Source organism: Metapseudomonas resinovorans DSM 21078, assembly GCF_000423545.1.
Lineage (GTDB): Bacteria > Pseudomonadota > Gammaproteobacteria > Pseudomonadales > Pseudomonadaceae > Metapseudomonas > Metapseudomonas resinovorans.
Map to the genome: position 1 here is coordinate 528,822 of NZ_AUIE01000001.1, position 22,938 is coordinate 551,759.

Sequence of the window (22,938 nt, forward strand, 5' to 3'; positions counted from 1 at the left end):
GCGTGCCAATCGAGCTCGCCTGGCCCGCCCAGGCGTTGCTGTTCATCTACCCGGCAATGAGCCTGGTCTGCTTCGTTGCCTATTGGCGCGACAAGCGCTTCGCCGTGGCCGGAGCACAACGTACTCCCGAGTCCCGCCTCCACCTGTACGAACTACTGGGCGGCTGGCCGGGCGGCCTGCTGGCACAGAGGCTGATCCGCCACAAGAACCGCAAGGTCGCCTACCAGGTGAAATTCTGGCTGATAGTGGCCATGCACCTGGGCTTGCTGGGGTTCTGGGTATTGCATTGAGGCGAGCGCGGCTGACCTGCGGCCCGCTTGGCGAATGAATTGGCTGTGTCTGCATTACGTGTTGCAAGCACCTGCATCGCCCGTAGGAGCTGGCTTGCCAGCGAATCGCGGCGTTTCGCTGGCAAGCCAGCTCCTACAAGGCTCTTGGCCCGATGGTCAATCTCTCGCAATAGCTAACGCAGACAGAGCGAATAAATTCGCCCCTTCTGGAAAGCGTCGAAGTTCGGATAGGCCACGCGCTGCGCCCTCTCCCGCTTGCGGGAGAGGGCTGGGGTGAGGGCGCTTATGGCACCAGGACGATCTTCCCCTCGCGCTCGCCACTGGCTGCGGCGGCGACGGCTTCCTTGATCTGGCTGATGTCATAGGTGGCGGCGATGCGTGCCTTGAGCTTGCCGCTGGCGATCAGCTGGATCAGCTCACCGAACAGCTGCATCTGCTGCTGCGGGGTGGCCTGGCGGAACCAGCGGGCCAACCAGAAACCCTTCAGGGTCACGTCGCGGAACACGAAGGAACCGGGGTTGACCTGGCAGGGCTCGCCGCTCATGCGGCCGTAGTTCACCAGCACACCTCCTTCTGCGAGGCTGGCTGCCAGGTGGTCGGTGGAGGCGCCGCCCACGGCGTCGATGCCCAGCTTCACCGGCGAGCCACCGGTGACCTCGCGCACACGCTTGGGCAGGTCTGGGCCGTCTACCAGCACCACGTCACCGCCTTCGGCCTGTACGCTGGCCACCGCCGAGTCGCGGCGCACCACGTTGATGGTCTTCAGTCCGCGAATCTTCGCCAGCTGTATGAGGTAGCTGCCGACCCCCGAGTTGGCGGCGTTCTGAATCACCCAATCACCTGCTTGCAGCTCGACGAAGTCGCGCAGCATCAGGTAGGCGGTGGGCGGGTTGACGGTGAGCATCGCCAGTTGCTTCGGGTCGGCGCTGGGCAGCGGGATCAGCTGCTTGGCGTCAGCGATCAGGTGGGTGCGCCAGGTGCCGCAGCCCACCGGCAGCAGCACGGTCTGGCCGGGCTTGAGGTTGGTCACATCGGCGGCCACTTCCACGACTTCTCCCACGCCTTCGTTACCGCCAATGGCGGGCAGCGGCGGCAGCATGCCGTACTCGCCGGTGAGCGTGAGTACATCTGAAGGATTGATCGGCGCCGCCAGCACTTTCACCAGCGCTTGGCCAGCACCCACCGGCGGCAGCTCGAACTCCACGGCTTCGATCACGTCCTGGGGCACTGGGCCACGGGTCTGGTATTCGGCTTTGAGCATGACGCTTCTCCTGGCGGCTCTGAGGGGCCTTGAGTCTAGCCGCTGGCGGGCGAGAGGCGCTGAATCCCCCGGCATTTGCATCAGTGATGCGGTGGCGCGATGAGGACGGCGGAGGTCGCTCTGGAACTGGAGTCGGGCGGGGCCTTTGCTAGGTTCGGCGGCGAAGCCGGAGTAGGGCTTCCGTACGCTCACGCAACCCATCAAAGGGATAAGAAGATGAAGATCGCCAAGACATTGATGTCCGCCGTGCTGTGCCTCGGACTGGCCGGCGCCGCCCAGGCCGCCACCGAGCTGAAGCACTGGCCGGAGCCCGCCGCCAAGCAGTTGGATGCGCTAATCGCCAAGCACGCCAATCAGGGCAACTTCGCTGTGTTCGACATGGATAACACCAGTTACCGCTACGACCTGGAGGAGTCCCTGCTGCCGTTCCTGGAGATGAAGGGCGTACTCACCCGCGAAAAGCTGGACCCTTCGCTCAAGCTGATTCCTTTCAAGGACGTGAAAGGCCACAAGGAAAGCCTGAACAGCTACTACTACCGCCTTTGCGAAGCGGACGACCTGATTTGCTACCCCTGGGTCGCCCAGGTGTTTTCCGGTTTTACCCTGCGTGAGCTGAAGGGCTACGTCGACGAGCTGATGGCCTATGGCAAGCCGATTCCCGCCACCTATTACGACGGGGACGAGGTGAAGACCATCGAGATCAACCCACCGAAGATCTTCACCGGCCAGAAGGAACTGATGAACAAGCTCAGCGAGAACGGTATCGAGGTGTACATCATTACCGCCGCCCTGGAAGAGTTGGTGCGCATGGTCGCGTCCGACCCGCGGTACGGCTACAACGTGAAACCTGAGAACGTCATCGGCGTTACCACGTTGTTGAAGGACCGCAAGACGGGGGCCGTGACCACCAGCCGCAAGCAGATCACCGATGGCAAGTACGACGAAAAGGCTAACCTCGACCTGGAGCTGACCCCGTACCTCTGGACTCCGGCCACCTGGATGTCCGGTAAGTACGCGGCAATCCTGACCTACATCGACGAGTGGAAGAAGCCGATCCTGGCCGCCGGCGACACGCCCATCAGTGACGGCTACATGATGTTCCACGGCACCGATGTCGCTAAAGGCGGTATCAACCTGTGGGTCAACCGCAAGGCCAAGTACATGGATCAGATCACTGCCATGCAGAAGCGCAATGCCGAAGCCCAGGCCAGGCAGGGGCTGCCGGTGACGGCCGACAAGAACTGGGTGGTGGTGATCCCCGAAGATATTCAGTGAAATCCTGAACTGGCTCTACGGAAGCGGCCGCCCTTGGGCGGCCGCTTCGCTTGCGCGCTTTGCACTGAAGTCGTTCCTGTCGGCTTGATCGGTGAGTCTGGCTGTCCTGGCTGGACAGTGAAGCTGCCCGCCGTGGCTGGTACCCTGCCGGGCCTTGCTCGAACCCCTGTCATGGAGTGATCGATGAAGCACCTGGCGCTCGCCCTCAGCCTGAGCCTTGCCGGCCTGCCATCCGCAGCGCTGGCCTGGTCCAACCATGCCCTGGGGACCACCCTGGCGCTGGCCGGCCTGCCGCAGATCAAGGACGCGCCGCCGGTGCAGGTGGAAAGCCTGGAGTCCTTCCTGGAAGAGGAGGGCGTGGCTCTGGAGCAGTTGCTGGACGAGCAAGAAGAATTCTTCCGCGACAACCTGTCGGGTTACCCAGCCCGGCCCGACGACCTGCGCTGGATCCCTCTCCACGGTGGTGACCGTCGCAAGGCGTTCCTGATGGCGCTGCGAGTGAATCCGGAGATCAAGCTGGCCTACTTCGTCCAGGCCCTGCCAGGCATGGATTGGAGCGGGCGGGCGCCGCTGGATGCCTCCGACGTGCTGGTCTTCCGCAAGCTCAGCCTGTGGCGCGAATGGCGCTTCTACCAGGTGCATCCCGGCGAGATGCTGCCGGCCTTGGCAGTGGTGGCCAGCGCCGCCGATGAGCCGGATTACGGTCACGACATCAACCTGTTCAGCGACAATCCGGGTGAAGTGGGTGCCCGCTACAACTTCGGCAAGCAGCCTTTCGGTGATGCCCGCTTCGAATACTCGTCCCAGGCGCCGTTCCATATCGGCTACTACCACGAGGACGAGATCATTTACCACGCTGCACCCTACCTGGCGCGAACCTATCCCGAGGTGCGGGTCTACCAGTATCTGGGCCTGGCGCGCTTCGCCTTCGAGAGTGGCCACCCTTACTGGGGCTATCGCTTCCTCGGCTGGGGCCTGCATTACATCCAGGACCTGACCCAGCCCTACCACGCCAAGGCCCTGCCGGGGCACGGCACGCCGCGGCTGATCTGGGTCGCGCTGAAGGCCGCCGTGAGTCTGGACAGCGACAAGCTGGCGGCTATCGAACAGGTGGCTAACCGGCACACCGAGGTGGAGCAGTACCAGGCCGACTGGCTGCGCAAGCTGCTGCGGGAAGGCAGCAACGACAGCCCGCTGTTGCGCGCCTACGCCGACAACCGCACGGACGGTGACTATCCACCCTTTGATGGCGAGTCCCTGCTAAGGGTGGTGTCACAGGAGTCCTACGATGCCGCGGACGACTTCGACGCTCGCATCGGCCACTGGCTGGCTGGGGGGCAGGCGCAAAGTGGCTTCAGCCAGGGCAACCAGCTCGCACCGTTGCCCGAGGACGTCCAGCTCAACCAGGCGCTGGTGCGGCTGATCCGCCATTTTGGCGCTCACAGCCGCAACGCCACGCGGGCCACTTTGCCCTGAACCTCTCAGAGACGGATCACATGACCTTCGTCTGCGGCCACCCGGCCGTGGAAAAGGTCGGCGATCAGGGCCTGCGCCGCTTCGTAACCCTGGCCTTCCACCACGCTTAGCCAGGGGCGGTCGGCTGACTTGCTGGTAGAAATCCAGCAGCCCTTCGCTAATGTGCCGGCTGACCTGTTCCGGGCCCCACTACACCGGAATGTGGCCCCAGCCTTCCTCGCCGGTGGGGAAGAATTGCCAGTACTGCATGGAGTCGCCGAAGACGGCGTAGGTGATGTTGTTGGTGGTCAGGGAGAAGAGGTCCAGGCGCAGGACAATCTTGCCCTCGGCGGCTTCAAGGCTCGTTTCCTGGCACACCAGACGGGTCTGATGGAGGGCGTCCTTACGGGTGAAAAGACGTGATACTGTGCTGCGGTTTGGCATTTCCGGCTCCGGCTGTGGAAGAGGTCGGAACAGGCTAACAAGGGCTCCCGCACCGCGGGTTCGGAAACCGGCAGAGGTCCCCATGCAACCTGCAAAGCCCCGCAACAAACCGCTCAAGCGCCCCACCCAGGCACGTGCCCGTTTCACGGTGGAAGCCATCTTCGACGCCTTTGTTCGGATTCTCCGCCAGCGCGGCTGGAGTGGCGTGACCACCCGTGCAGTGGCCCTGGAAACGGGCGTCGCGGTGGGTACCCTCTATGACTACTTTCCCAGCAAGGAAGCCTTGCTCTCCGGCTACATTCGCCATCAGGTCGAGCTCTTGATGCAGCGTCTGGAGCGCGAGGTGGTTCTGGCCACCGGACTCGACTGGCAAACCCGAGTACGACGTCTGGTGCGATTGTCCTGCGGGCAGCTGGATGAACAGGCGCGGCCTTTCTTCGATGCCGAACTCCTGGAACTGGAGCGTGCCATCGCCGAGCCCTGGCACCACCAGCGGGTGTATCAGGAACTGGCCGGCAAGTGGCGCGAGGCGGTGGCCGCGTGCGCCGACCTGCCGCGCCAGCCGCGTCCGGAGAGCATCGATGCGCTTTTTATCGCCGTCTGGGGCGGACGCCGCTACGGACTGACCGCCCAGTTATCCGGCCAACAGGTCGAGGCCTGGTTGCTGGAGATGGAGGAACTATGCTGCGCACGCATCCTCATGGAGCTTGCACGCGCAGCGGACGCCCTGAAGTCACCGCCCTCCTTGAACCTTAAGGGTTAGACCCCCGCTCAATCGCCGGTCCGCAGGAGCGATGGGGCGGCGTGGCCGCCCATCGCGATCGATTTCGTTCCTGGGAATCAGCAGGGCTCAGTGATACTGCTGCAGCTTCAACTCGGTGTTTTCCGGCAGCACAGCACGCTCTTCGCCCGGATTCTCCAGGTCGCCCTCCACGGCGTCCTGTTGGCGGGCCAGCAGGCCAAAGAGGGTGGTGATGGGGTGCAGCGGGCGCTTCTGCGCCACCTGACCGCTGTCGGCGGCCACGGCAGGGGGCGGTAGCGGTTCAGTGGTGACTCGGAAATCGCTGATTTCGATCACACCACGGCCTTCGGCGAGCAGGTGGAAGGAGAAGGCCTTGCGCGCTTCGGGGTTGTCAAAGGCGAAGTTGACCTTCAGCGGCTTGCCTTGTTTCAGCAGTGGCATCTCCGGAATCGGCAGGGCCACGTCGCGCTCGAACTCCTTGGCCTTCAGCCGCAGCTGGGCACCTTGCTTGTCCATGCGCAGCACCTTGATGGTCATCTGCACACTGGTGCGGCTGTGCTTCGGCAGTTCCATGTACTGTGCGCCGATCAGATTGTCAGCCCAGTCATCCTTGGCTTTTTCCTTCAGGCGGATGCGTTCACGCGTGGCGAACTGGTACTCCTGACCCAGGGTGCCGCCCTGCAGTGACTGGTCCAGGAGCATGGCGCGCTGGGCAACCAGTCGGGCCTTCTTGCCGCTGTCGCTGCCCAGGTAGCGCGCTTCGTCGGCAATGAAACCTTCGCTTTGGTAACGCCGGCAGACCTGGCGGAAGTCGCATTCGGTGAACGTGTCCTTGCCGTCGTGGTAGCGCAGCTTGCCGTTGGTATAGGACATCATCTCGCGGCCGCTGGCGTAGTCGCGGAACAGCGAGCGGCCAGACAGGTTCTGCGGTACCCGGTAGCCGAAGTAGTCGAGGATCGAGGTGGTCAGGTCGACGTGGCCATAGACGCCGCTCTTGATGGGTGGCAGCGAGGCCTGCTCGGGGGCCAGCACCAGGTTGAAGCCCCAGGCTGAGGCGAGGCGGACATTCTCGATGCCGTGGGATTCATCAGAAGTGACGATCACCAGGGTGTTTTTCAGTACGCCCTGTTTTTCAAGGCCGATGAGGAAGGTATCTACTGCGTCATCCAGGTAGGCGATGGCAGCCTTCTTGGCGTCCGGATAGCGCATCAGGTACTCGGTCGGAGCGGAGTAGGGCTGGTGGGTGCCGACTGTGAGCAAGGTGAGCATCCAGGGCTTCTTCTGCTGGCGCAGCTGCTTCACGTAGGTCTGCGCACCTTCGAAGAAGGCCTTGTCGTCCATGCCCCAGGGAAATTCCAGGTAGGCCTTGTTGGGGAACCAGTCACGCCCGCGGGTCTTGTCGAATCCCATCTGCGGCATGATTTTGTCTTTCGCCATGAAGCGCAGTCCGGCGCCCTGAAGGAAATGGGTGCTGAAGCCTTGCTGATGCATCTGCGAGGGCAGGCAGGCCTTGGAGCGGGCCGGGTTGTGCAGCAGTTCCAGTCCCTTGGGCGTGCCCGAGTCCAGCTTGCTGTAGTCGCCGCAGAGCATGGCGTACAGGCCACGGATGGTCTGGTGGCTGTGCAGCACGTAATCGGGCGTGGTCATGGCGCGTTCGGCCCAGGCACTGAGCTTGGGCATCAGCGAGTCCTGGTAGCTGCTGTTGATTGCCGCCCGGTTGGCGGCGATGTAGGCGCCGGGGATGCCTTCCAGGGCAATCACCAGCACATTGCGTGCGCGGCCGGGGCCTTGGAGCAGGGGCATGCCGTCGAGGTCCAGGCGTGCCAGGCCGGCGATGTCCGGTGGCGTATCGGGCTGGTCGCCATCGAGCCAGTCTTCGACCGCCAGTTGGCCGCTGTTCACGGCGCTGGCCATCAGCTTGTGGGGCAGGTTGAACTGTTGCCATTGGTCGGCGTCGCTGGGCTGCACGGACTGCAGGGTGACGTGCCCCATCAACAGGGCGGCCGGCGCGGCGAACCATTTCCAGTTCAGCGGGCGATGCCGGCGGCGCCACCACAGCAGGCAGGCCAGCACGCTGGCGCCAAGGGCGATGCCCAGGTAGGGGTGGGCAATGCCGCCGCCCTGGGTGGAGTGACTGACGAACTGCGGGTCGAGCAGGTACTTGAGATCACCCGGTTCCGGCATCCGGCCAACTGCGCCGACCAGTTCGGCATTGCCCAGGATCATCACGCACCAGAGCAGCATCAGTGGCAGCGCCAGCCAGAGCGAACGGCCATAGAGCAATGCGAGCAGGAAACTGCCAAAAGCGAGGTCGGACAGGTAGCCGAAGGGATTTGACCAACCCAGCCAGTAGCGGCTGGCGAGGGGAATCACCAGGAAGAGCACGCCAAGCGTTGCGAGCGATAGGGACTGCGACAGCCATTGGCTGAATGGGCGCACAGGAACTCCTGAGATGTGACAGTGAGAATCCGTCGAGTGATGCCGGAATACATGGAGGTCGCACTTGCGACGACACGATTCTGAAACATCGTTGTGCTAGCGGCCAGTAGACAGTTTTGCAGAATGAAAATTCAGGCGCCTTTTTGTGCCTCAATCGCCGATGAAAGGTGCGTTTGCCTGGCTTCACGGAGCGCCGCCGCAATCTACGGATGCTCGTGGTTCGCCAACCGGCCAGCAGGTAGAATGCCGCCTCGACATACAGAGGTAGCGAAGATGGCACTTATCGGGCGGTTCAATTCACTTCAGGTGGTCAAGCACACCGACTTCGGCCTGTACCTGGACGGCGGTCCGGATGGTGAGATCCTGCTGCCCAATCGATATGTGCCAAAGGATGAGCCCAGCGAAGTCGGGGACTGGCTGAACGTCTTCCTTTATCTGGACAGCGAAGATCGTCCGCTGGCTACCACCCTCAAACCCAAGGTGCAGGTCGGCGGCTTTGCCAGCCTCAAAGTGGTGGAAATCAACCGCGTTGGCCTGTTCCTCGACTGGGGCCTGCCCAAGGACCTGTTGCTGCCGCACTCGGAAGAGAAGCGCCCGCTGCAGGTAGGCGACTACTGCGTGGTGCATGTCTACCTCGACAAGCGCACCCGGCGCATCACCGCCACCGCTCGCCTGGACCGCTACCTGGACACCACTCCACCGCGATACAAGACGGGCCAGGAGGTGGACCTGCTGGTGGTGGAGAAGACCGACCTGGGCTTCAAGGCCATCATCAACGGCCAGCACTGGGGCCTGATTCACAAGAACGAAGTCTTCAAGTTCCTGCGTAATGGCATGCGCGAGAAGGGCTACATCAAGGAAATTCGTCCCGACGGCAAGATCAGCCTGAGCCTGCAACCGCAGGGCGCAGAGGCAGTGAGTGGCGTGGGGGAGCAGATCCTTGCCGCGCTGCGTGCGGAAGGCGGCGTACTCAACCTGTCCGACAAGAGTCCGCCGGAGGTCATCAGCCAGCGTTTCGGGGTCAGCAAGGGCAACTTCAAGAAGGCCATTGGCGGCCTTTTCAAGCAGGGATTGATCCGCATCGAAGACGACCGCATCGAGCTCGTCTGAGCCGCCACTGAAATCCCCTCAGGCCACGTCCCGCGCGGCCTTGAATACAAAGCCCCCGATTCTGGAGTTGCTCCAGACGGGGGCTTTGCATTGTGTTGGCCTTGCAAATTGCACGCTGGCGAATGGCCGAATCGTGCGCAATGCATGGAAAAACTTGTTAAAAAAAATGTAACAGACTGATTTATTTGGGATTTCAGTTGTCTTAGGTCCGGCATGCACGCTGCAAGTGGGGTGCAGGAGCAATCATTTTTCTAGGAGAGAAGACATGGATCTGGATTTCGACAAGCTGATCAGCGCCTTTCCGGAATACGAACTCAGTACCAAACCTCGGCCCGATGGTGGTTTCGTCTTGACGCTGGAACGCGAGGGAAAACTCTTTCAGCGCGTGGTGGCGGCGACGGTACAGCTGGATTGGCTGGTCAGTACGCTCAAGCGCGACCTGGCGCTGGAGCAGGGTGAAGTGCCGCCGGTGGAGTCGCTGAAGGTGTTGCATCGGAAGCCTTTGCCGCGCTATCTGCGCGCCTGAGGCGGGTTGGCCGCGACTGGGACGTCGCGGCCGGAGACTTGAACGATCAGGTTTCGATTCCGGAAGGTGGCAGCATGGCGTCCCCTTCCTTTTCCCCTTCCTTGTTCGATGGCGTACGCGGTGGCTCATCGCGCGCCTCGTCTTTCTGCTGTTGTTCTCCCAGCAGTTCCTTGGCCGAAGCCTGGGCTTCGTCCACTTTCTTGTTCAGCTCGTTGACCGCTTCGCCGATGGCTTCCCGGGCGATCTCCTGGGCGGCTGACTCGGCTTTCTCCGCCAGCTTGTTGGCCGACTCCTCGGCCAGGTCGCAGCCCGCGAGGCTGGCCAACAGGCCGGCACTAAGCAGCAGGGCGGTGAGGCGGGGGACAGGTTTCATGCAGTGATTCTCCAGTTGCGACACGCGGCGGCCATCATTGCTTACAGCAGGCGCCGAGGAAACACGCCCGCGCGGCGATTCTGTGTGCGGACGTTTCTGACGTTGCGCGCATAAGAAAGCCCCGGGGCCCACAGCGGCGACTGTAAGGAACCCGGGGCCTGGGGTCGGCATCCGCCGGCCTCGAATAGACTGACCGGCGGATTGCAGAGGGGTTCCGCAAGACTACGCAGATTGAGTTGTTTCACTAGGCTTAGCGAGGCAACCCACACTGGAGGCAGAGTCGAAATGGGCAAAGTCCTGGCGCGGGTCAAACTGTGCTCGCTGCTCCTGGTACCAGCGCTGGGCATGGCGCAGGACGTGAGCTTCGACGATATCCGGCCGATCCTTCAGGCACGCTGCGTGATGTGCCACGCCGGCGAAGCGGCACCGCTTGGCTTGCGCTTGACCAGTCTCGATGAACTGCTCAAAGGCAGTATCCGCCGCCAGGTGGTAGCGCGCGGCGACCCGTCGGGCAGCGAGTTGATCCGGCGCCTCAAAGGGCAGAGTCAGCCGCGTATGCCCATGACCGGGCCGCCCTTTCTCAGTGACGCCGAGATCGCGCTGTTCGAGCGCTGGATCGCGGGTGGCCTGCAGGCCGGTAGCCAGCCTGCCGACGCCACCCTCTCGGCGTTGCCGCTGCAACGCCCGCCAGCGGGACAGCCGGTGACCTATGAACATGTTGCGCCGATCTTTGCCAGTCGCTGCGTGAAGTGCCATTCCCCTTACGGTCTGATGGGCTCGGCTCCAGAGGGCCTGTTGCTGAACGCGTATTCCGCCATCCTCGACCGCGACGAACGTGTGCGGGTGGTACCGGGTGCCGCGGGTGCCAGTGAGCTGGTGCGCCGCATCCGTGGCCAGTCGCGGCCGCAGATGCCTTACGACGGTCCGCCCTTTCTCAGCGAAGAGGAAATCCAGCTGATCGTGGACTGGATCGATCAGGGAGCTCGCGACGCCAACGGTCAGCCGTCGCCCAGCCCGGTTGGCGCGCGGGTGCGGTTGCAGGGGGTGTTGGGAGAGGGCTGGACCCTTGACTCGTTGCAGCTGGTGGTCGGTCCCGGCACGCGCATCGACAAGTCGCCCGATGTGGGGGACTACGTGGAAGTGCGTGGGCGCTGGGGGGCGGACGGCAGGGTGCTGGTGGAACGAATCCGCCGGCGTTGATCGGGGGGGAGCCGCTTTCCCATTGTTAAGCGTTACGGCAACCGCTCTTCCTGCGACGGCCTTAGGGCTGAGGAGCTGGTCGTACCATCCAGGCGACAGACCTGTGCCGTCGCCGTCAATGGCAGCAGGCGCAATCCCGGGAATAGCGCTCTCAACGTGCTTCCCTCACTTAGCGGGAGAAGCGCGAGGCTAGAAGAGCCCGATCAGGCCTCGGAAGGGGCGAGCACCTTGCGTTGCTGGCGGCCACGCAGCAGCTCGGCGCCGCTGACCAGGACGATGCCTCCCAGCACCAGGGTGGCGCCGATGGCGAAGGACGTGTCGATTGTCTCCCCCAGCACCAGCACACCGAAGGTGACACCGAACAACGGGGTCATGAAGGACAGCACCGACAGGCGCGTAGCCAGGTAGCGACGCAGCAGCCAGAACCAGGCGAGGTAGCTCACCAGGGCGATCACCACCACCTGGAAGGCGAGGCTGATCACGGCCCTTTGAGTCAGCTGCATGTCGGTCTTGCCGGTGCTGAAGGCCACCACCGTCAGCAGCAGGACTGCGCCGAACAGCTGATAGAACAGGGTCTTCACCGGGTTGGCCTCGGAGAGCGATGAGCCGCGGATCACCAGCGTAGTGGCACCCCAGGCCAGGGCGCCGCACAGGGCATAGGCGTCGCCCAGCAGCACATTGCCGGGTGCGCCGGCGGGTTGGCCGAGGAAGGCGGTGGCGATACCACCGAACGCCACCAGCACCCCCAGCCACTGGACGGGCGAGAGACGTTCCTCGGGCAACATAAGGTGCAGTCCGAGGGCGGCGAACATGGGCGCGGTGTAGAGGAACACCGACAGGTGCGAGGCGCTGGTGTGGTTCAGGCCTTCACCGATGAACAGGAATTCCAGGGCGAACAACGTGCCGACGGCGATGCCCGGCAGCAGGGTGCCGTCGGTGAAAGCGCCGCGGCCCTCTTTCCACAGCACCAGGGCGCCCAGCACCAGGGCCGCACCGCCGGAGCGGATGGCCAGCTGCAGGATGGACGGCACGTCATCCAGGGTCAGCTTGATCGCCACCTGCTGGAAACCCCAGCAGATGCAGAGGACGAACATCAGTCCACAGGCGAACCAGTCCAGGGGAAGGCGGGAGGGTTTCATCGTTCGACTCGCAAGGCAGCGGGGCGCGGCAGAGGCCGCTAATGGGTGGCAGGATCGGTCCTCGACCGCCTTGCATTCAAACGATGATTTGTCATCATGCTTTGACTTGAACTCAAAGCGAACCTGCCATGCGTCTCCCGTCACTCGTCGCCCTGCGCACCTTCGAGGTCGCCGCCCGCAGCCGTAACTTCACCGAAGCCGCCCAGGAACTATCCGTGACCCCGGGAGCCGTGAGCCGACAGATCCGCCTGCTGGAAGGCGAGCTGGGCGTGAGTCTGTTCGACCGCACGCGCAACACCGTCACGCTCAATGACAATGGTCGTCGCCTGGCGGCCACCGTCACCCAGGCCTTCGAGTTGCTCACCCGTGGCGCCGACGAACTGCGTGGCCAGGACGAAGGCCCCATCCACATCACCTGCGCACCTTCCATTGCCAGCCACTGGCTGATGCGTCGGCTCAATCAGTTCGCCGCAATCAACCCGGACATCACCCTCAGCCTGGAAGCCACCGAGCAACTGGTGGACCTGGAGCGCGGCGAGGCGACACTGGCCATTCGCTTCACCGCCACCGATGCGCCCATGCCGGCCAGCGAGCTGCTGTTTCTCGAGGAGTTCTTCCCGGTGTGCAGCCCGAGTTATCTGGAACAGTTCGGCGCGGTACGCGAACCACGGGACATGCTGGGCGCGCGACTGATCCACACCCACTGGAAGAACAGCGCCAACCTCCACCTGCCGAGCTGGGAGGACTGGTTCGCCACCTACGTGGGCGAGCCGGGACCGACGAAAGGCGGGATGCGTTTCGGCCTGATCGGCCACGCCATCCAGGGCGCAGTCAGCGGCCAGGGCTTCGCCCTCGGATCAACCGCACTGGCCTGTGACGACATCGCCAACGGTCGGCTGGTGCTGCCTTTCGGCGAACGCTGCCGCCTGTCGACCCCCTGGGCCTATCGTCTTGCGTGGAGCCGCAGGTCGCCTCCGGCGGAGAAGGTGCGCCGTCTCATCGACTGGCTGATGGCCGAAGCCCGCGCCAGCACTGTGCCGGGGCAGGGCAGTGTGGGGAGGAGTTGAAGCGGCGGATGACGCCAGGCGTTGCATCCGCCGCCGCCAGGCGGGGTTACATCATCTTGCGCCACTGATGCAGCCGGTGTTGCAGGCCCTCGGCCCAATCCGGTGTGGCCTGGCCGGTGCCTGCGGTCCGGAGCATCGGGTGATGACTGACGACGCGGGCGAGGATGGGCTCCTGCGTCGGCTTCACGTCGACGAAGAACACATGCTTGCCTTCGTCCAGCGTGGGCTTGAAGCGTTTCACCACGGCGTTCGGCGTCTGTATGCCGAACAGGCTGCCTTCCCAGACGCTGAAGCCGAACAATGCGATGGCCAGGAAGATGAAGGGAATCCAGCCCGCTGCCGTGCCGGTCCAGCCGCTGAGCCAGGCTACCAGCATCACAAGGGCTGCCAGGGCCAGGCCGATGCCGACACCGATCAGCCCGGAATGCACCATGTCGCGCTTCATCACGGAGGAAACATCATGAAGATGGTAATGCTCGACGTCGGCGTCGCGTTCGCTGAGCACATGGATCTGCTCGTGGTCGATGCCCAGGGCCTCGAGCTCGTCTTCGACCCTTTCCAGGTCTTTCAGGTTGTCGCTGATGTAGTAGTGCCGCTGCATGGGACACCTCCCATCTGGCTGGCGCCGGGCCCCCTCCGGCTATTACCCCCAGTTCCGGCCGCTGTCGGCCTGCGTGGGAGTTTAGTCCGGTGAGTCTTTCAGCACGTGGCATCCGCCCATTGGCAGGACGGAGCGATGGCGCCGGGCGGCAGGTCTTGCACCTGTCCGCCCAGGGGCGCCAGGAGGGTCTTACTTGTTACCGATGCGGATATGGCGGCTCGGTGCAACCTGGGCGCTCACGCCTTTGGCGATTTCCTGGATCTCGCCACCCTTGTTCAGGAAGGCAGCAATCTGAGCTTCCAGGGCTTCGCTGCTAGTGGTGGCTGCCGGCGGCTTGGGGGTGCTGCTGTGGGAGGTCTTGATGCGCATTTCACTTTCTCTGTACGTAGTGGCCCGGAAGAGGCCATCTGAAACCACTGAAAAAAAAACCGGCCCGAAGGCCGGTTCTTTTTCGGCTCGTGCTTACAGCACTTGCACTTCGTCGGCTTGCATGCCTTTTTGGCCCTGCACAGCTACGAAGGAGACCTTCTGGCCTTCCTTCAGGCTTTTGAAGCCGGCGCTTTGGATAGAACGGTAGTGAACGAACAGATCGGGACCGTTATCGGTGGTAATGAAGCCGTAGCCCTTTTCATCGTTGAACCACTTGACGGTGCCGGTTTGGCGCTCGGACATTGGAATGTCTCCTAGAAACTGAGTTATTGCTGGGCTGGATCGTTCCAGCCTGTCACTGAGTGCAGAGAGTCGGCAACCGATGAAGAGGGGACCGCTAAAGTACAGACCGTTTCCCGGTGACACATGCATCACAGCGCTCGACACAATACCTGTGCTTTCGAGGAATGCCTAACCTTTTATTCGCCGGCCGTCCGATCAGGTCGCCGAAGGTCAAGCGCGAGCCACGGCACGGTGGCTCGCCGACGAACGGATTCGCACTGGCACAGGATGCGCTTCGTCACTTCACGCCTGGAAATACCGCATAGGGCATCTGCGGCGTCTTGTCCGGTGGCAGGTAGGCTGGTGCCATTTCACCCGCTGCGCCGAGGTGGCGGACATAGCGATAGATGGCGATGAGGTCGTCATCTTCCATCTTGCGCAGGTTGAACCAGGGCATCGGCGGCCGCCATTCCCGGCGGGCGTGCTCCAGCCATTGCGGCTCTGTCAGGTTGTGCGCCACCAGCCGCAGGTTCGAGGCATAGGTGGTACCCCAGGGGCCTCGCCAGCCCAACGGGCTGCCCGTCAACCAGCGATCCTCCGGCACCTGGCCGGCCGACTCCATCCATCCTGCCGTATGGCAGTCGTTGCAGCCGGAAATCTGAATCAGATAACGCCCGCGCGCCACATCGTCGCTCTCGGCCAGGGCGGGAGTGGCCAGCAGCAAAAGCAGGGCGGGGAGGAGGGTGAAACAACGCGCATCCAATGCGCCTGGAGCGTCCTGTGGGGTGGCGGATTTCGGGGTCATGGTGGCATCCACAGGGAAGATGGCGACCAGGAAAACCATAGTCCATAAGACGGCCGGTCGAGCCATGGGCCAGCGGATTGATGCGCGTCAACGCGTCGGCTACCTCGGCTGGACAGCCCCGAGTTAACGGACTTTTCTAGAAGGGCGAGCCACTCAAGGACAGCTTCAATCGGTCAGCGGGACGACCTGCTCAAGGAGAGCGCCATGCCTTTCAACGTCACCATGGTATTCGGCACCCGTCCCGAAGCCATCAAGATGGCACCCCTCGCCCGGGTGCTTCGCCAACGAGACGACATTGAGCTACACATTTGCTCCACTGGCCAGCATCACGAAATGCTCCGGCAAGTACTGGCATCCTTCGAACTCCAGGTGGACGAAGACCTCGATGTCATGACCCAGGGCCAGACCCTCAACGGCCTGGCCGAGCAGTTGCTGAACAAGCTCGATCAGAGCTACGAACGCAAACGACCGGACATCGTCCTGGTCCACGGTGACACCACCACCAGCTTCATCGCCGCCCTGGCCGCCTTCAACCGGCAGATTCCCATTGCCCATGTCGAAGCCGGCCTGCGCACCGGTGACCTCAAGGCTCCCTGGCCGGAAGAGGCCAACCGCAGCCTGACCGCAGTCATCGCCGACCTGCACTTCCCACCGACGAAAAAGTCCCGCGACAACCTGCTGCGCGAGAACATCTCCATCGACAAGATCGAAGTCACCGGCAACACCGTGATCGATGCCCTGTTGTGGATGCGCAAGCACCTGCATGAAGCCAACTGGCGTCCCGCAGCCGATTCGCCGCTGGCGGCCCTGGATTCCGACAAACGCCTGGTGCTGATCACCGGTCATCGTCGGGAGAATTTCGGCAAGGGCTTCGAACGCATCTGCTTGGCACTGGCGGAGTTGGCGGAGCGCTATCCCGAGGTGCAGTTCGTCTACCCGGTGCATCTCAACCCGCAGGTACAGAACGCTGTCTACGGCGTGCTCGCCGGCCGCACCAATATCCACCTCATCGCACCCCAGGATTACCAGCACTTCGTCTGGCTGATGGATCGCGCCTACCTGATCCTCACGGACTCCGGCGGCATCCAGGAAGAGGCCCCGGCCCTCGGCAAGCCGCTGCTGGTGCTGCGCAAGGTCACCGAACGGCCCTCCGTGCTGGAAGGCGGGACCGTGTTGCTGGTAGGCACCGTGCAGCAGCGCATCGTTGACGAGACCAGCCGGCTGCTGGATGACCCCGAGGCCTACCAGTCCATGAGCAAGGTTTTTAGCCCGTATGGCGATGGCCACGCCAGCGAGCGTATCGCCGAACGCCTCGTGCGGTGGCTCGTCGAGCACCAGCAGGGTGGCGTCGCTGAATGAGTCTGGAACTGATCGATCTTCTTGCTTACGTCCTCTTCGGCCTCAAGTACCTGGCGATCATCCTGGCCGCGCTGATGCTCGTGCTTGGCCTGGATGACCTGTTCATCGACCTGGTCTACTGGTCGCGCAAGCTGATTCGCCGCTTCCGTGTCTATGGCAGCCACGAGCGTGCCGATGAGCAACTGCTCTACTCGGTGCCCGAGAAGCCCCTGGCGATCATGGTGCCGGCCTGGCAAGAGGTTGGCGTGGTGGGTGAGATGGCGCGCCTGGCGGCCTCGACGCTGGATTACGAGAACTACCAGATATTCGTTGGTACCTACCCCAACGACCCGGACACCCAGTCCGACGTCGACGCCGTTTGTCGCCACTTCCCCAACGTGCACAAGGTGGTTTGCGCACGCCCCGGCCCTACCAGCAAGGCCGACTGCCTGAACAACGTGATCGACGCCATCCTGCGCTTCGAGGCCGACGCCAAGATCGAGTTCTCCGGCTTCATCCTCCACGATGCCGAAGACGTCATCTCGCCTCTGGAACTGCGCCTGTTCAACTATCTGCTGCCGAACAAGGATCTGATCCAGATCCCCGTCTACCCCTATGCGCCTGAGTGGTGGGGCTTCACCGCAGGTCACTATGTCGACGAGTTCTCCGAGAACCATGGCAAGGACGTGGTGGTGCGCGAGGCCTTGAGCGGGCAGGTGCCCAGCGCTGGCGTCGGCACCTGCTTCAGCCGTCGCGCCATTGCCTCCCTGCTGGAAGATGGCGACGGCATCGCCTTTGACGTGCAGAGCCTCACCGAGGACTACGACATCGGCTTCCGCCTCAAGCAGAAGGGCATGAAGTGTATCTTCGCGCGCTACCCGGTGAGCGACCCGGAACTGGCCCTGGCCAAGGACTGGATAGTCGGCATGAACCGCCACTTCACCCAGGTCATCTGCGTGCGCGAACACTTCCCGCGAACCTGGCAGCACGCCATCCGGCAGAAGTCGCGGTGGATCACCGGTATCGTCTTCCAGGGCACCACCAACCTGGGCTGGAGCCCACGCGCCGTCATGAACTACTTCCTCTGGCGTGACCGCCGGGGCCTTTTTGCGTACCTGCTGAGCTTTCTGGTCAACCTGCTGTTCCTGGTGCTGTTGACCATGTGGCTGATCACCCTGGTCAACCCGGAGGCCTGGCGCTTCCAGTCCATCCTCGCCGATAGCCGACTGCTCAGCGCGCTGCTCTGGATCAACGGCCTGATGCTGCTCAATCGCCTGTTCCAGCGCGCCTGGTTCGTCACCCGCTTCTACGGCATCTTCCAGGGCGTGTTGTCGGCGCCGCGAATGATGTGGAGCAACTTCGTCAACTTCTTCGCCAACCTGCGGGCGCTGCGCCAGGTCCTGGAAATGGGAGACTCGCGCCGCGTCGCCTGGGACAAGACCACCCATGAGTTCCCGGCGCTCGGGCAGCCCCAGGGCAAACCTCTGGGGCAGCGCCTGGTGGAGCGTGGCGTGCTCAGCGAAGCGGATTTGCAGGCCGCCCTCACCAGCCCGATCCGCCGCAGCCTCGGCCGTGAACTGCTGCTTCGGGGCCTCGTCGACAGCACCCAACTGGTCAAGGTATTGGCCGAGCAGCAGGACATGGACTGGGCGCCGCTCAACCCCTTCCACATCGATCCGCCGCTGATCGAAGCATTGCCCAAGCGCATCGCCCTACGCTATGCGGTGCTGCCGGTGGCGGAGGAGGACGGCACCCTGGTATTGGCTAGCGAGCGCGCTGTCAGCCAGGTGTCGCTTGGCGCCATCAGCCGTCAGCTGGGGCAGCCGGTGCGTTGCTGCCTGGCCCCTCAAGGCCGGGTCACCCTTGGCTTGCGCCATTGGTATGTCGGCCGCCAGCGCAACCCCGAAACGCGGCGGATGATGGAGAAGCTCGCCCGCCACGCCGACGACGAAGCGCTGCTGGAACGGGTCTGTCAGCACCAGGTGCTGTTCGGACGGCTATTGCAGGTGCGCGGCATGGTGCCGCCGTCGCTGTTCAATCAGGCCCTGATCGACTTCGATCCCGAGCGCGAGTCCCTCGGTGAGCACCTGATGGCGCGCGGCATCATCACAAAGGACGTTCTTGATCATGCCCTGGAGGAGCAGGCCGACGAACAGCGCGAAGCCTATCGCCTGGTGGAGGAGGCCACATGAAGCCGACCCTGACCACCGGCCTGGCGGCCATGTTGCTGGCAGGTGCCCTCGTCGCACCTTTGCATGCCGCCGACACCATGACCGACTTCCAGCGTTTTCGCAGCTACCCCTTCATCGACCGGGCCTACCGCGAGGCCGGGCGGCAGAACTGGGGCGAAGTGGAGCGCCTGATGCGTCACCTGCTGGGTAGGGTTCCAAACAACGTTGAGGCCCGCCAGTTACTGGTGGAAGCCCTGGCCAAACAGCATCGCTATGCCGAGGCCGAGGTGGCTGCCGAGCCTTTGGGGAACTCGCAGGAAGGCCAGGACAGTAGGGAAGAACTGCGACTGGCCTGGATCGAACAGGACCCGCCCAAGGCCGAACAGGTGGAACGCTGGTTGACGCAGACCGATGGCGACCGGCGTGTGCGCCTGTGGCAGGCCTACAGCCTCAACCTTGCCAGGACACACGGCGCGCGAAGCGCACTCGACTGGCTCAACCAGATCCCGATTCGCGGTGATGGCACGGTGTTGCGACTGGCGCGTGCGAACTGGTCTGAACAGCTGCGCGATTGGTCCACTACTGTCGATCAGTTGCAGCCCCTGGCCGACAGCGGCCAATTGCCGGCGCAAGACTGGCGGCGCCTGTCGAACGCCCAGGTGCAGCTGCTCGATGAACCGGGCCTTGAGCGTCTGTTGCAGCAGGCTCCTTCCGCCGAAGCGGAACGCGAGGTTCGCCTGGCCATGCTTGATCGGGCTGTCGCATTGGGGCGACTGGACATGGCCAGGCGCTGGCTGCACTCCTTGCCCCAGCAGGACCAGAACGACCCTGCCCAGCGTGCCCGTCTTTGGGAGCTGGCCCGGCAGGAGAACGACAGCCCGCTGGTGCGTGAGCTGGGCAACCAGCTCGACCGGCCTTGCCTGGAAACCGCCGAGTGGTTGTCCCGCCACGACCCCGCAGCGGCGCGCGAGCAACTGATCGACTGCCGCGCCGAGGATGATCCGCAAACCTGGCTGGTCCTGGCCCAGCGCCTGGGCGCCAGCGACCTGATGGAGCGCCAGACCCTGCCCGAGCCCTGGGATCGAGTCCGTCGTGACAGCCTCCTCGCCCTGTGGCAGGAACAGGGTCAGACCGACCTCGCCCTGGCCTGGCTCGCCCGCCAGCCGCAAACGCCGGATGTGCTCCGCCAGCGCGCCACGTTAATCCAGGCGCGAGGCCAGGATGCTGCAGCTGAGCGGCTATGGCTGGACTACTACCGCCGTACCGGCGATCTCAAGGCCCTCGACCAGGCCAGCTACCTCAGTCTCAAGGCCGGCCGCGAGGCTGAAACCCGGCAGATGCTCGAACAGGCCTTCGACCGCCATCGAGGTCGCCTGCCTGCGCCGCTGTTGCAGCGGCTGGCCAGCCTCTACGCGAAAAGTGATAGCCCAGTGGACCTCGCACGCGTCGAGGTGCTGGCCGCGCAGGTCGACCCAGCCACGCGCGGCCAACTGCTCGGCCGTCTGGCTGAAGCCGGCCAATGCGATGTGGTGCGGCGCCTGGTGGGCGAGGCTCAGGATGCTGGCTCGCTGCGCGCCCTCGGGCGTTGCGCGATGTCCCAGCATCCCGGCGCGGCGGTGGTCTACTACCAGGCCGCACTCGACCTGGGTGACCGCTCCAGCCGCCAGCCACTGGCCTATGCGCTGGACGCTGCGGGCGACCCGGCCGGCGCCTGGCGCATCTGGCGGGATATCCCGCTGAACGAACTGGACAGCACGGCGCGCCTTACCGCCGCCCGCAGTGCCCTGGCCGCCGGGGATGTCGAGGCCGCCGAGCATTACTGGCAGCAGGCCAACGCGGCCAAGGCTGACGACTTCGCCCTGGGCGCCGCCATCGCCCAGGCCGCCGGCCAGCAGCGACTAGCCCTCGATCGTCAACGTCAGGCCCTGACCCACGAGCCGCGCGCCGAGCACTACTACGCCGCTGCTGGCACCGCCCAGGCGTCAGGGGAAAGGGAACAGAGCATTGCCTGGCTGGCCGATGCAGTACGTCTCGATCCGGATAATCCGCGTTTTGGTGCCGACTACGGCATGCGCCTCGCCGCGGCTGATACACCGGAAGTTCGGCGCCGGTCCATTCCCTACCTGGAGCGCGCCACCCGCGCCTATCCAGAAGCCTATCGCATCGGCGAAACCCTGGCCTGGCGCTACGACGAGATTGAGGACAGCGCCAGTGCCCGACGTGAACTGCGCCGGGTAATCGATCTGGAGCAGGACCCGGTTGCCGGTGACGACGAGTACGGCAGTCTGGAGGCTCGCCGCTATCGCCAGCGCCGCGCCCATGACGTCTTGTCGCGACGTGACAACCTTACCCTCGCCAGCACCTGGTCGCCGGCAGGCACGGCCACCAACGATAGTTTCCGCCAGGATGGCAGCGTCGACGAGCGTCGCCGTTCCCAATCGCAGAACGTGCAACTGGCCATGTGGGACCGCGCTCTGGGAGACGAGCCGATCCACGCCGGGAAGAGTCTGTCGGTCTATGGACGTGCGCTGATGGGCGGCGACGGTCGCAATCGCTACGGGCGCTCCCTGGGCGCTGGCCTTGGCCTGCGCTTCAAGCCCATCGGCTCCCAGAATCTCAACCTTTACAGCGAGATCTACACCCAAAGCGAGCTTCGTGAGGAGGACTTCAGCGGCTTCAGCCTCGGCCAGTGGCTGAACCCAGGCGAAGTCTCGGATGCCCTCGACGATCATGTGCGCGATGGCCGCACCACCACTGATTTGCTGCTGCGTGCTACGGCGTCGTTCTTCGACCAGAACGAGTACCGCAACGACTGGAGGGTGGACGAATCCTCGTGGAACGAGCGCTCTCTCTACCTGGATGCCGCCTGGTGGACCCGCGCCGGTGACCATCAGTGGCTGTCCCGCCTCCAGCAGGGCAAGGCCTACAAACTGCCGGTGGACAGCCCGCAAACCCTGATGCCCTATGGCTTCCTCGAGTTCTCTGCGCAGGACCCGAGCAACGACTGGCGGCAAGACTGGCGCACCGGCGTCGGCCTGCGTTGGCAGTACTGGTACGGCGATGATCGCTACAACGCCTACCGCGCCCATGTCACGGTGCGCACCGAGTACCAGTGGGCGCTGGGTGGCAATCTGTACGAGCAAGCTAACGGTGTACTGGTAGGCGTGGAGGTGAACTTCTGATGCGTGGCCTGCTGCTTGCTCTTTGCCTCCTCCTCGGTGCCCAGCTCCAGGCCGAGGAGCGGCTGTTCTACCAGCCGCTCAACGCCGACAGCCGCATTGCGCTGGACACCTGGCGTGACCTTTGGCGGGCCAGCGCCCGCAACGGCGTGAAAACCCTCATCGTGCAGTGGACGGCCTACGGTGATTCCGACTTCGGCGGCGCCAACGGCTGGCTCGCCCAGGCCTTGCGTGCCGCCCATGAGCAAGGGCTGCACCTGGTGCTCGGCTTGTACATGGACCCGGCCTATTACCAGCGCCAGCGCGAACTGGATAACCCCGGCCTGGCCGCCTACTGGCAGTATCAATTGGGCCGCTCCCTGGCCCAGCAGCGCGCGCTGCGCGAACAGTGGCTACTGCCGGCGTCCGGCTGGTACCTGCCCCTGGAGCTGGAAGACCAGCAATTCCAGGCGCCTGAACGCCGTGAAGCGTTGCGGCGCCAGTTGCAGGACTTCCACACCCGCCTGGGTGGGCCGCTGCACCTCAGCGCCTTCAGTGCCGGCAAGCTGGCGCCCAGTACCTACGCTGGCTGGTTGGGTGAGTTGAATGGTCTGGGCATCCAGGTCTGGTGGCAGGACGGCGAAGGCACGGTCGCCCTCCCGAGTCGTGTGCGCCGCGCCTATGCCGTCGCCTTGCCCTGTTCCATCGGCATCGTGCGCGAAGCCTTTCGCCAGACCAGCAAGCCTGATCAACCCTTCCACGCCGTCAGCGCCGACCCGGCCCGTGTCAGCACCTGCCACCCAGACGCCGTCTTCTCCCTGCGCTACCGCCCCTGGGGTAAAGCCTTGCGGTAGGCGGCGCGGCAGATTGCGGCCGAGCCGCGCAAAGCCCGA

The 22,938-nt window shown here is 63.9% G+C and carries 21 protein-coding genes; 12 read left to right on the top strand and 9 right to left on the bottom strand.

The features are described from left to right. The first annotated feature begins 2 nt into the window (after positions 1 to 2). Positions 3 to 290 (top strand): DUF1294 domain-containing protein, encoded by a 288-nt coding sequence (locus G559_RS0102410; protein WP_028626716.1) that lies wholly within the window; start codon positions 3 to 5, stop codon positions 288 to 290. Positions 291 to 573: 283 nt separating this feature from the next. Here G559_RS0102410 and G559_RS0102415 read toward each other — a convergent pair whose 3' ends face one another. Beyond that, positions 574 to 1,551, bottom strand: coding sequence for a zinc-dependent alcohol dehydrogenase family protein (locus G559_RS0102415; protein WP_028626717.1), 978 nt, complete (start codon positions 1,549 to 1,551; stop codon positions 574 to 576). 216 nt (positions 1,552 to 1,767) lie between these two features. On the opposite strand from G559_RS0102415, the gene G559_RS0102420 reads away from it, so the two are divergent. Both G559_RS0102420 and G559_RS0102425 read left to right on the top strand, forming a co-directional pair. Beyond that, a complete protein-coding gene (locus tag G559_RS0102420) occupies positions 1,768 to 2,826 on the top strand; it encodes an HAD family hydrolase (protein ID WP_028626718.1) in 1,059 nt (352 codons plus the stop codon). A gap of 183 nt (positions 2,827 to 3,009) precedes the next feature. Beyond that, positions 3,010 to 4,302: a phospholipase gene (locus G559_RS0102425; RefSeq protein ID WP_028626719.1), complete on the top strand. Its 1,293-nt coding sequence runs from the start codon at positions 3,010 to 3,012 to the stop codon at positions 4,300 to 4,302. Positions 4,303 to 4,491: 189 nt separating this feature from the next. Here G559_RS0102425 and G559_RS0102435 read toward each other — a convergent pair whose 3' ends face one another. Further along, positions 4,492 to 4,725, bottom strand: a complete 234-nt coding sequence (locus tag G559_RS0102435; protein WP_028626720.1) for a DUF2855 family protein — start codon at positions 4,723 to 4,725, stop codon at positions 4,492 to 4,494. An 82-nt stretch (positions 4,726 to 4,807) separates the two neighbouring features. On the opposite strand from G559_RS0102435, the gene G559_RS28390 reads away from it, so the two are divergent. Continuing rightward, positions 4,808 to 5,488: a TetR/AcrR family transcriptional regulator gene (locus G559_RS28390; protein ID WP_051246342.1), complete on the top strand. Its 681-nt coding sequence runs from the start codon at positions 4,808 to 4,810 to the stop codon at positions 5,486 to 5,488. An 87-nt stretch (positions 5,489 to 5,575) separates the two neighbouring features. Here G559_RS28390 and G559_RS0102445 read toward each other — a convergent pair whose 3' ends face one another. Then, positions 5,576 to 7,906: an LTA synthase family protein gene (locus G559_RS0102445; RefSeq protein ID WP_028626721.1), complete on the bottom strand. Its 2,331-nt coding sequence runs from the start codon at positions 7,904 to 7,906 to the stop codon at positions 5,576 to 5,578. Between the two features lie 273 nt (positions 7,907 to 8,179). Between G559_RS0102445 and G559_RS0102450 the strand changes: the two genes are divergently transcribed. Together G559_RS0102450 and G559_RS0102455 are read left to right on the top strand one after the other, a co-directional pair. Beyond that, positions 8,180 to 9,016, top strand: coding sequence for a CvfB family protein (locus tag G559_RS0102450; RefSeq protein ID WP_028626722.1), 837 nt, complete (start codon positions 8,180 to 8,182; stop codon positions 9,014 to 9,016). A gap of 265 nt (positions 9,017 to 9,281) precedes the next feature. Then, positions 9,282 to 9,542 carry a DUF3509 domain-containing protein gene (locus tag G559_RS0102455; protein ID WP_028626723.1) on the top strand — a complete coding sequence of 87 codons (261 nt, stop codon included), beginning with the start codon at positions 9,282 to 9,284 and terminating at the stop codon, positions 9,540 to 9,542. Between the two features lie 46 nt (positions 9,543 to 9,588). Here the strand turns inward: G559_RS0102455 and G559_RS0102460 are convergent, their stop codons facing one another. Continuing rightward, positions 9,589 to 9,915: a hypothetical protein gene (locus tag G559_RS0102460; protein ID WP_028626724.1), complete on the bottom strand. Its 327-nt coding sequence runs from the start codon at positions 9,913 to 9,915 to the stop codon at positions 9,589 to 9,591. A 285-nt stretch (positions 9,916 to 10,200) separates the two neighbouring features. On the opposite strand from G559_RS0102460, the gene G559_RS0102465 reads away from it, so the two are divergent. Then, positions 10,201 to 11,115, top strand: a complete 915-nt coding sequence (locus tag G559_RS0102465) for a c-type cytochrome domain-containing protein (protein ID WP_036996747.1) — start codon at positions 10,201 to 10,203, stop codon at positions 11,113 to 11,115. Between the two features lie 203 nt (positions 11,116 to 11,318). Here the strand turns inward: G559_RS0102465 and G559_RS0102470 are convergent, their stop codons facing one another. Next, positions 11,319 to 12,254, bottom strand: coding sequence for a DMT family transporter (locus G559_RS0102470; RefSeq protein WP_028626726.1), 936 nt, complete (start codon positions 12,252 to 12,254; stop codon positions 11,319 to 11,321). A 128-nt stretch (positions 12,255 to 12,382) separates the two neighbouring features. On the opposite strand from G559_RS0102470, the gene G559_RS0102475 reads away from it, so the two are divergent. Continuing rightward, complete coding sequence (locus tag G559_RS0102475; RefSeq protein WP_028626727.1) at positions 12,383 to 13,321, top strand: LysR substrate-binding domain-containing protein; 939 nt, start codon at positions 12,383 to 12,385, stop codon at positions 13,319 to 13,321. Positions 13,322 to 13,367: 46 nt separating this feature from the next. On the opposite strand, the gene G559_RS0102480 is transcribed toward G559_RS0102475, so the two are convergent. The 4 genes from G559_RS0102480 to G559_RS0102495 all read right to left on the bottom strand — a co-directional run bounded on the left by G559_RS0102480 (position 13,368) and on the right by G559_RS0102495 (position 15,378). After that, entirely contained in the window at positions 13,368 to 13,922 is a 555-nt protein-coding gene (locus G559_RS0102480; protein WP_028626728.1) for a hypothetical protein, read from the bottom strand. 189 nt (positions 13,923 to 14,111) lie between these two features. Further along, positions 14,112 to 14,291 carry a hypothetical protein gene (locus tag G559_RS0102485; protein ID WP_028626729.1) on the bottom strand — a complete coding sequence of 60 codons (180 nt, stop codon included), beginning with the start codon at positions 14,289 to 14,291 and terminating at the stop codon, positions 14,112 to 14,114. 93 nt (positions 14,292 to 14,384) lie between these two features. Next, positions 14,385 to 14,594 (bottom strand): cold-shock protein, encoded by a 210-nt coding sequence (locus G559_RS0102490; protein ID WP_028626730.1) that lies wholly within the window; start codon positions 14,592 to 14,594, stop codon positions 14,385 to 14,387. A 277-nt stretch (positions 14,595 to 14,871) separates the two neighbouring features. After that, entirely contained in the window at positions 14,872 to 15,378 is a 507-nt protein-coding gene (locus G559_RS0102495; RefSeq protein WP_051246361.1) for a hypothetical protein, read from the bottom strand. Between the two features lie 204 nt (positions 15,379 to 15,582). Between G559_RS0102495 and wecB the strand changes: the two genes are divergently transcribed. From wecB to G559_RS0102515, 4 genes are read left to right on the top strand one after another with little or no spacing between them, the layout of a single operon-like run. Continuing rightward, complete coding sequence (gene wecB, locus G559_RS0102500) at positions 15,583 to 16,737, top strand: non-hydrolyzing UDP-N-acetylglucosamine 2-epimerase (protein WP_028626732.1); 1,155 nt, start codon at positions 15,583 to 15,585, stop codon at positions 16,735 to 16,737. Further along, positions 16,734 to 18,908: a cyclic di-3',5'-guanylate-activated glycosyltransferase NfrB gene (nfrB, locus tag G559_RS0102505; RefSeq protein ID WP_028626733.1), complete on the top strand. Its 2,175-nt coding sequence runs from the start codon at positions 16,734 to 16,736 to the stop codon at positions 18,906 to 18,908. Before wecB ends, nfrB begins: the two co-directional genes overlap by 4 nt. Then, positions 18,905 to 22,069 carry an NfrA family protein gene (locus G559_RS0102510; RefSeq protein WP_028626734.1) on the top strand — a complete coding sequence of 1,055 codons (3,165 nt, stop codon included), beginning with the start codon at positions 18,905 to 18,907 and terminating at the stop codon, positions 22,067 to 22,069. The genes nfrB and G559_RS0102510 overlap by 4 nt, the downstream gene beginning before the upstream one ends. Then, positions 22,069 to 22,899: a DUF4434 family protein gene (locus tag G559_RS0102515; RefSeq protein WP_028626735.1), complete on the top strand. Its 831-nt coding sequence runs from the start codon at positions 22,069 to 22,071 to the stop codon at positions 22,897 to 22,899. Before G559_RS0102510 ends, G559_RS0102515 begins: the two co-directional genes overlap by 1 nt. Positions 22,900 to 22,938 lie beyond the last annotated feature (39 nt).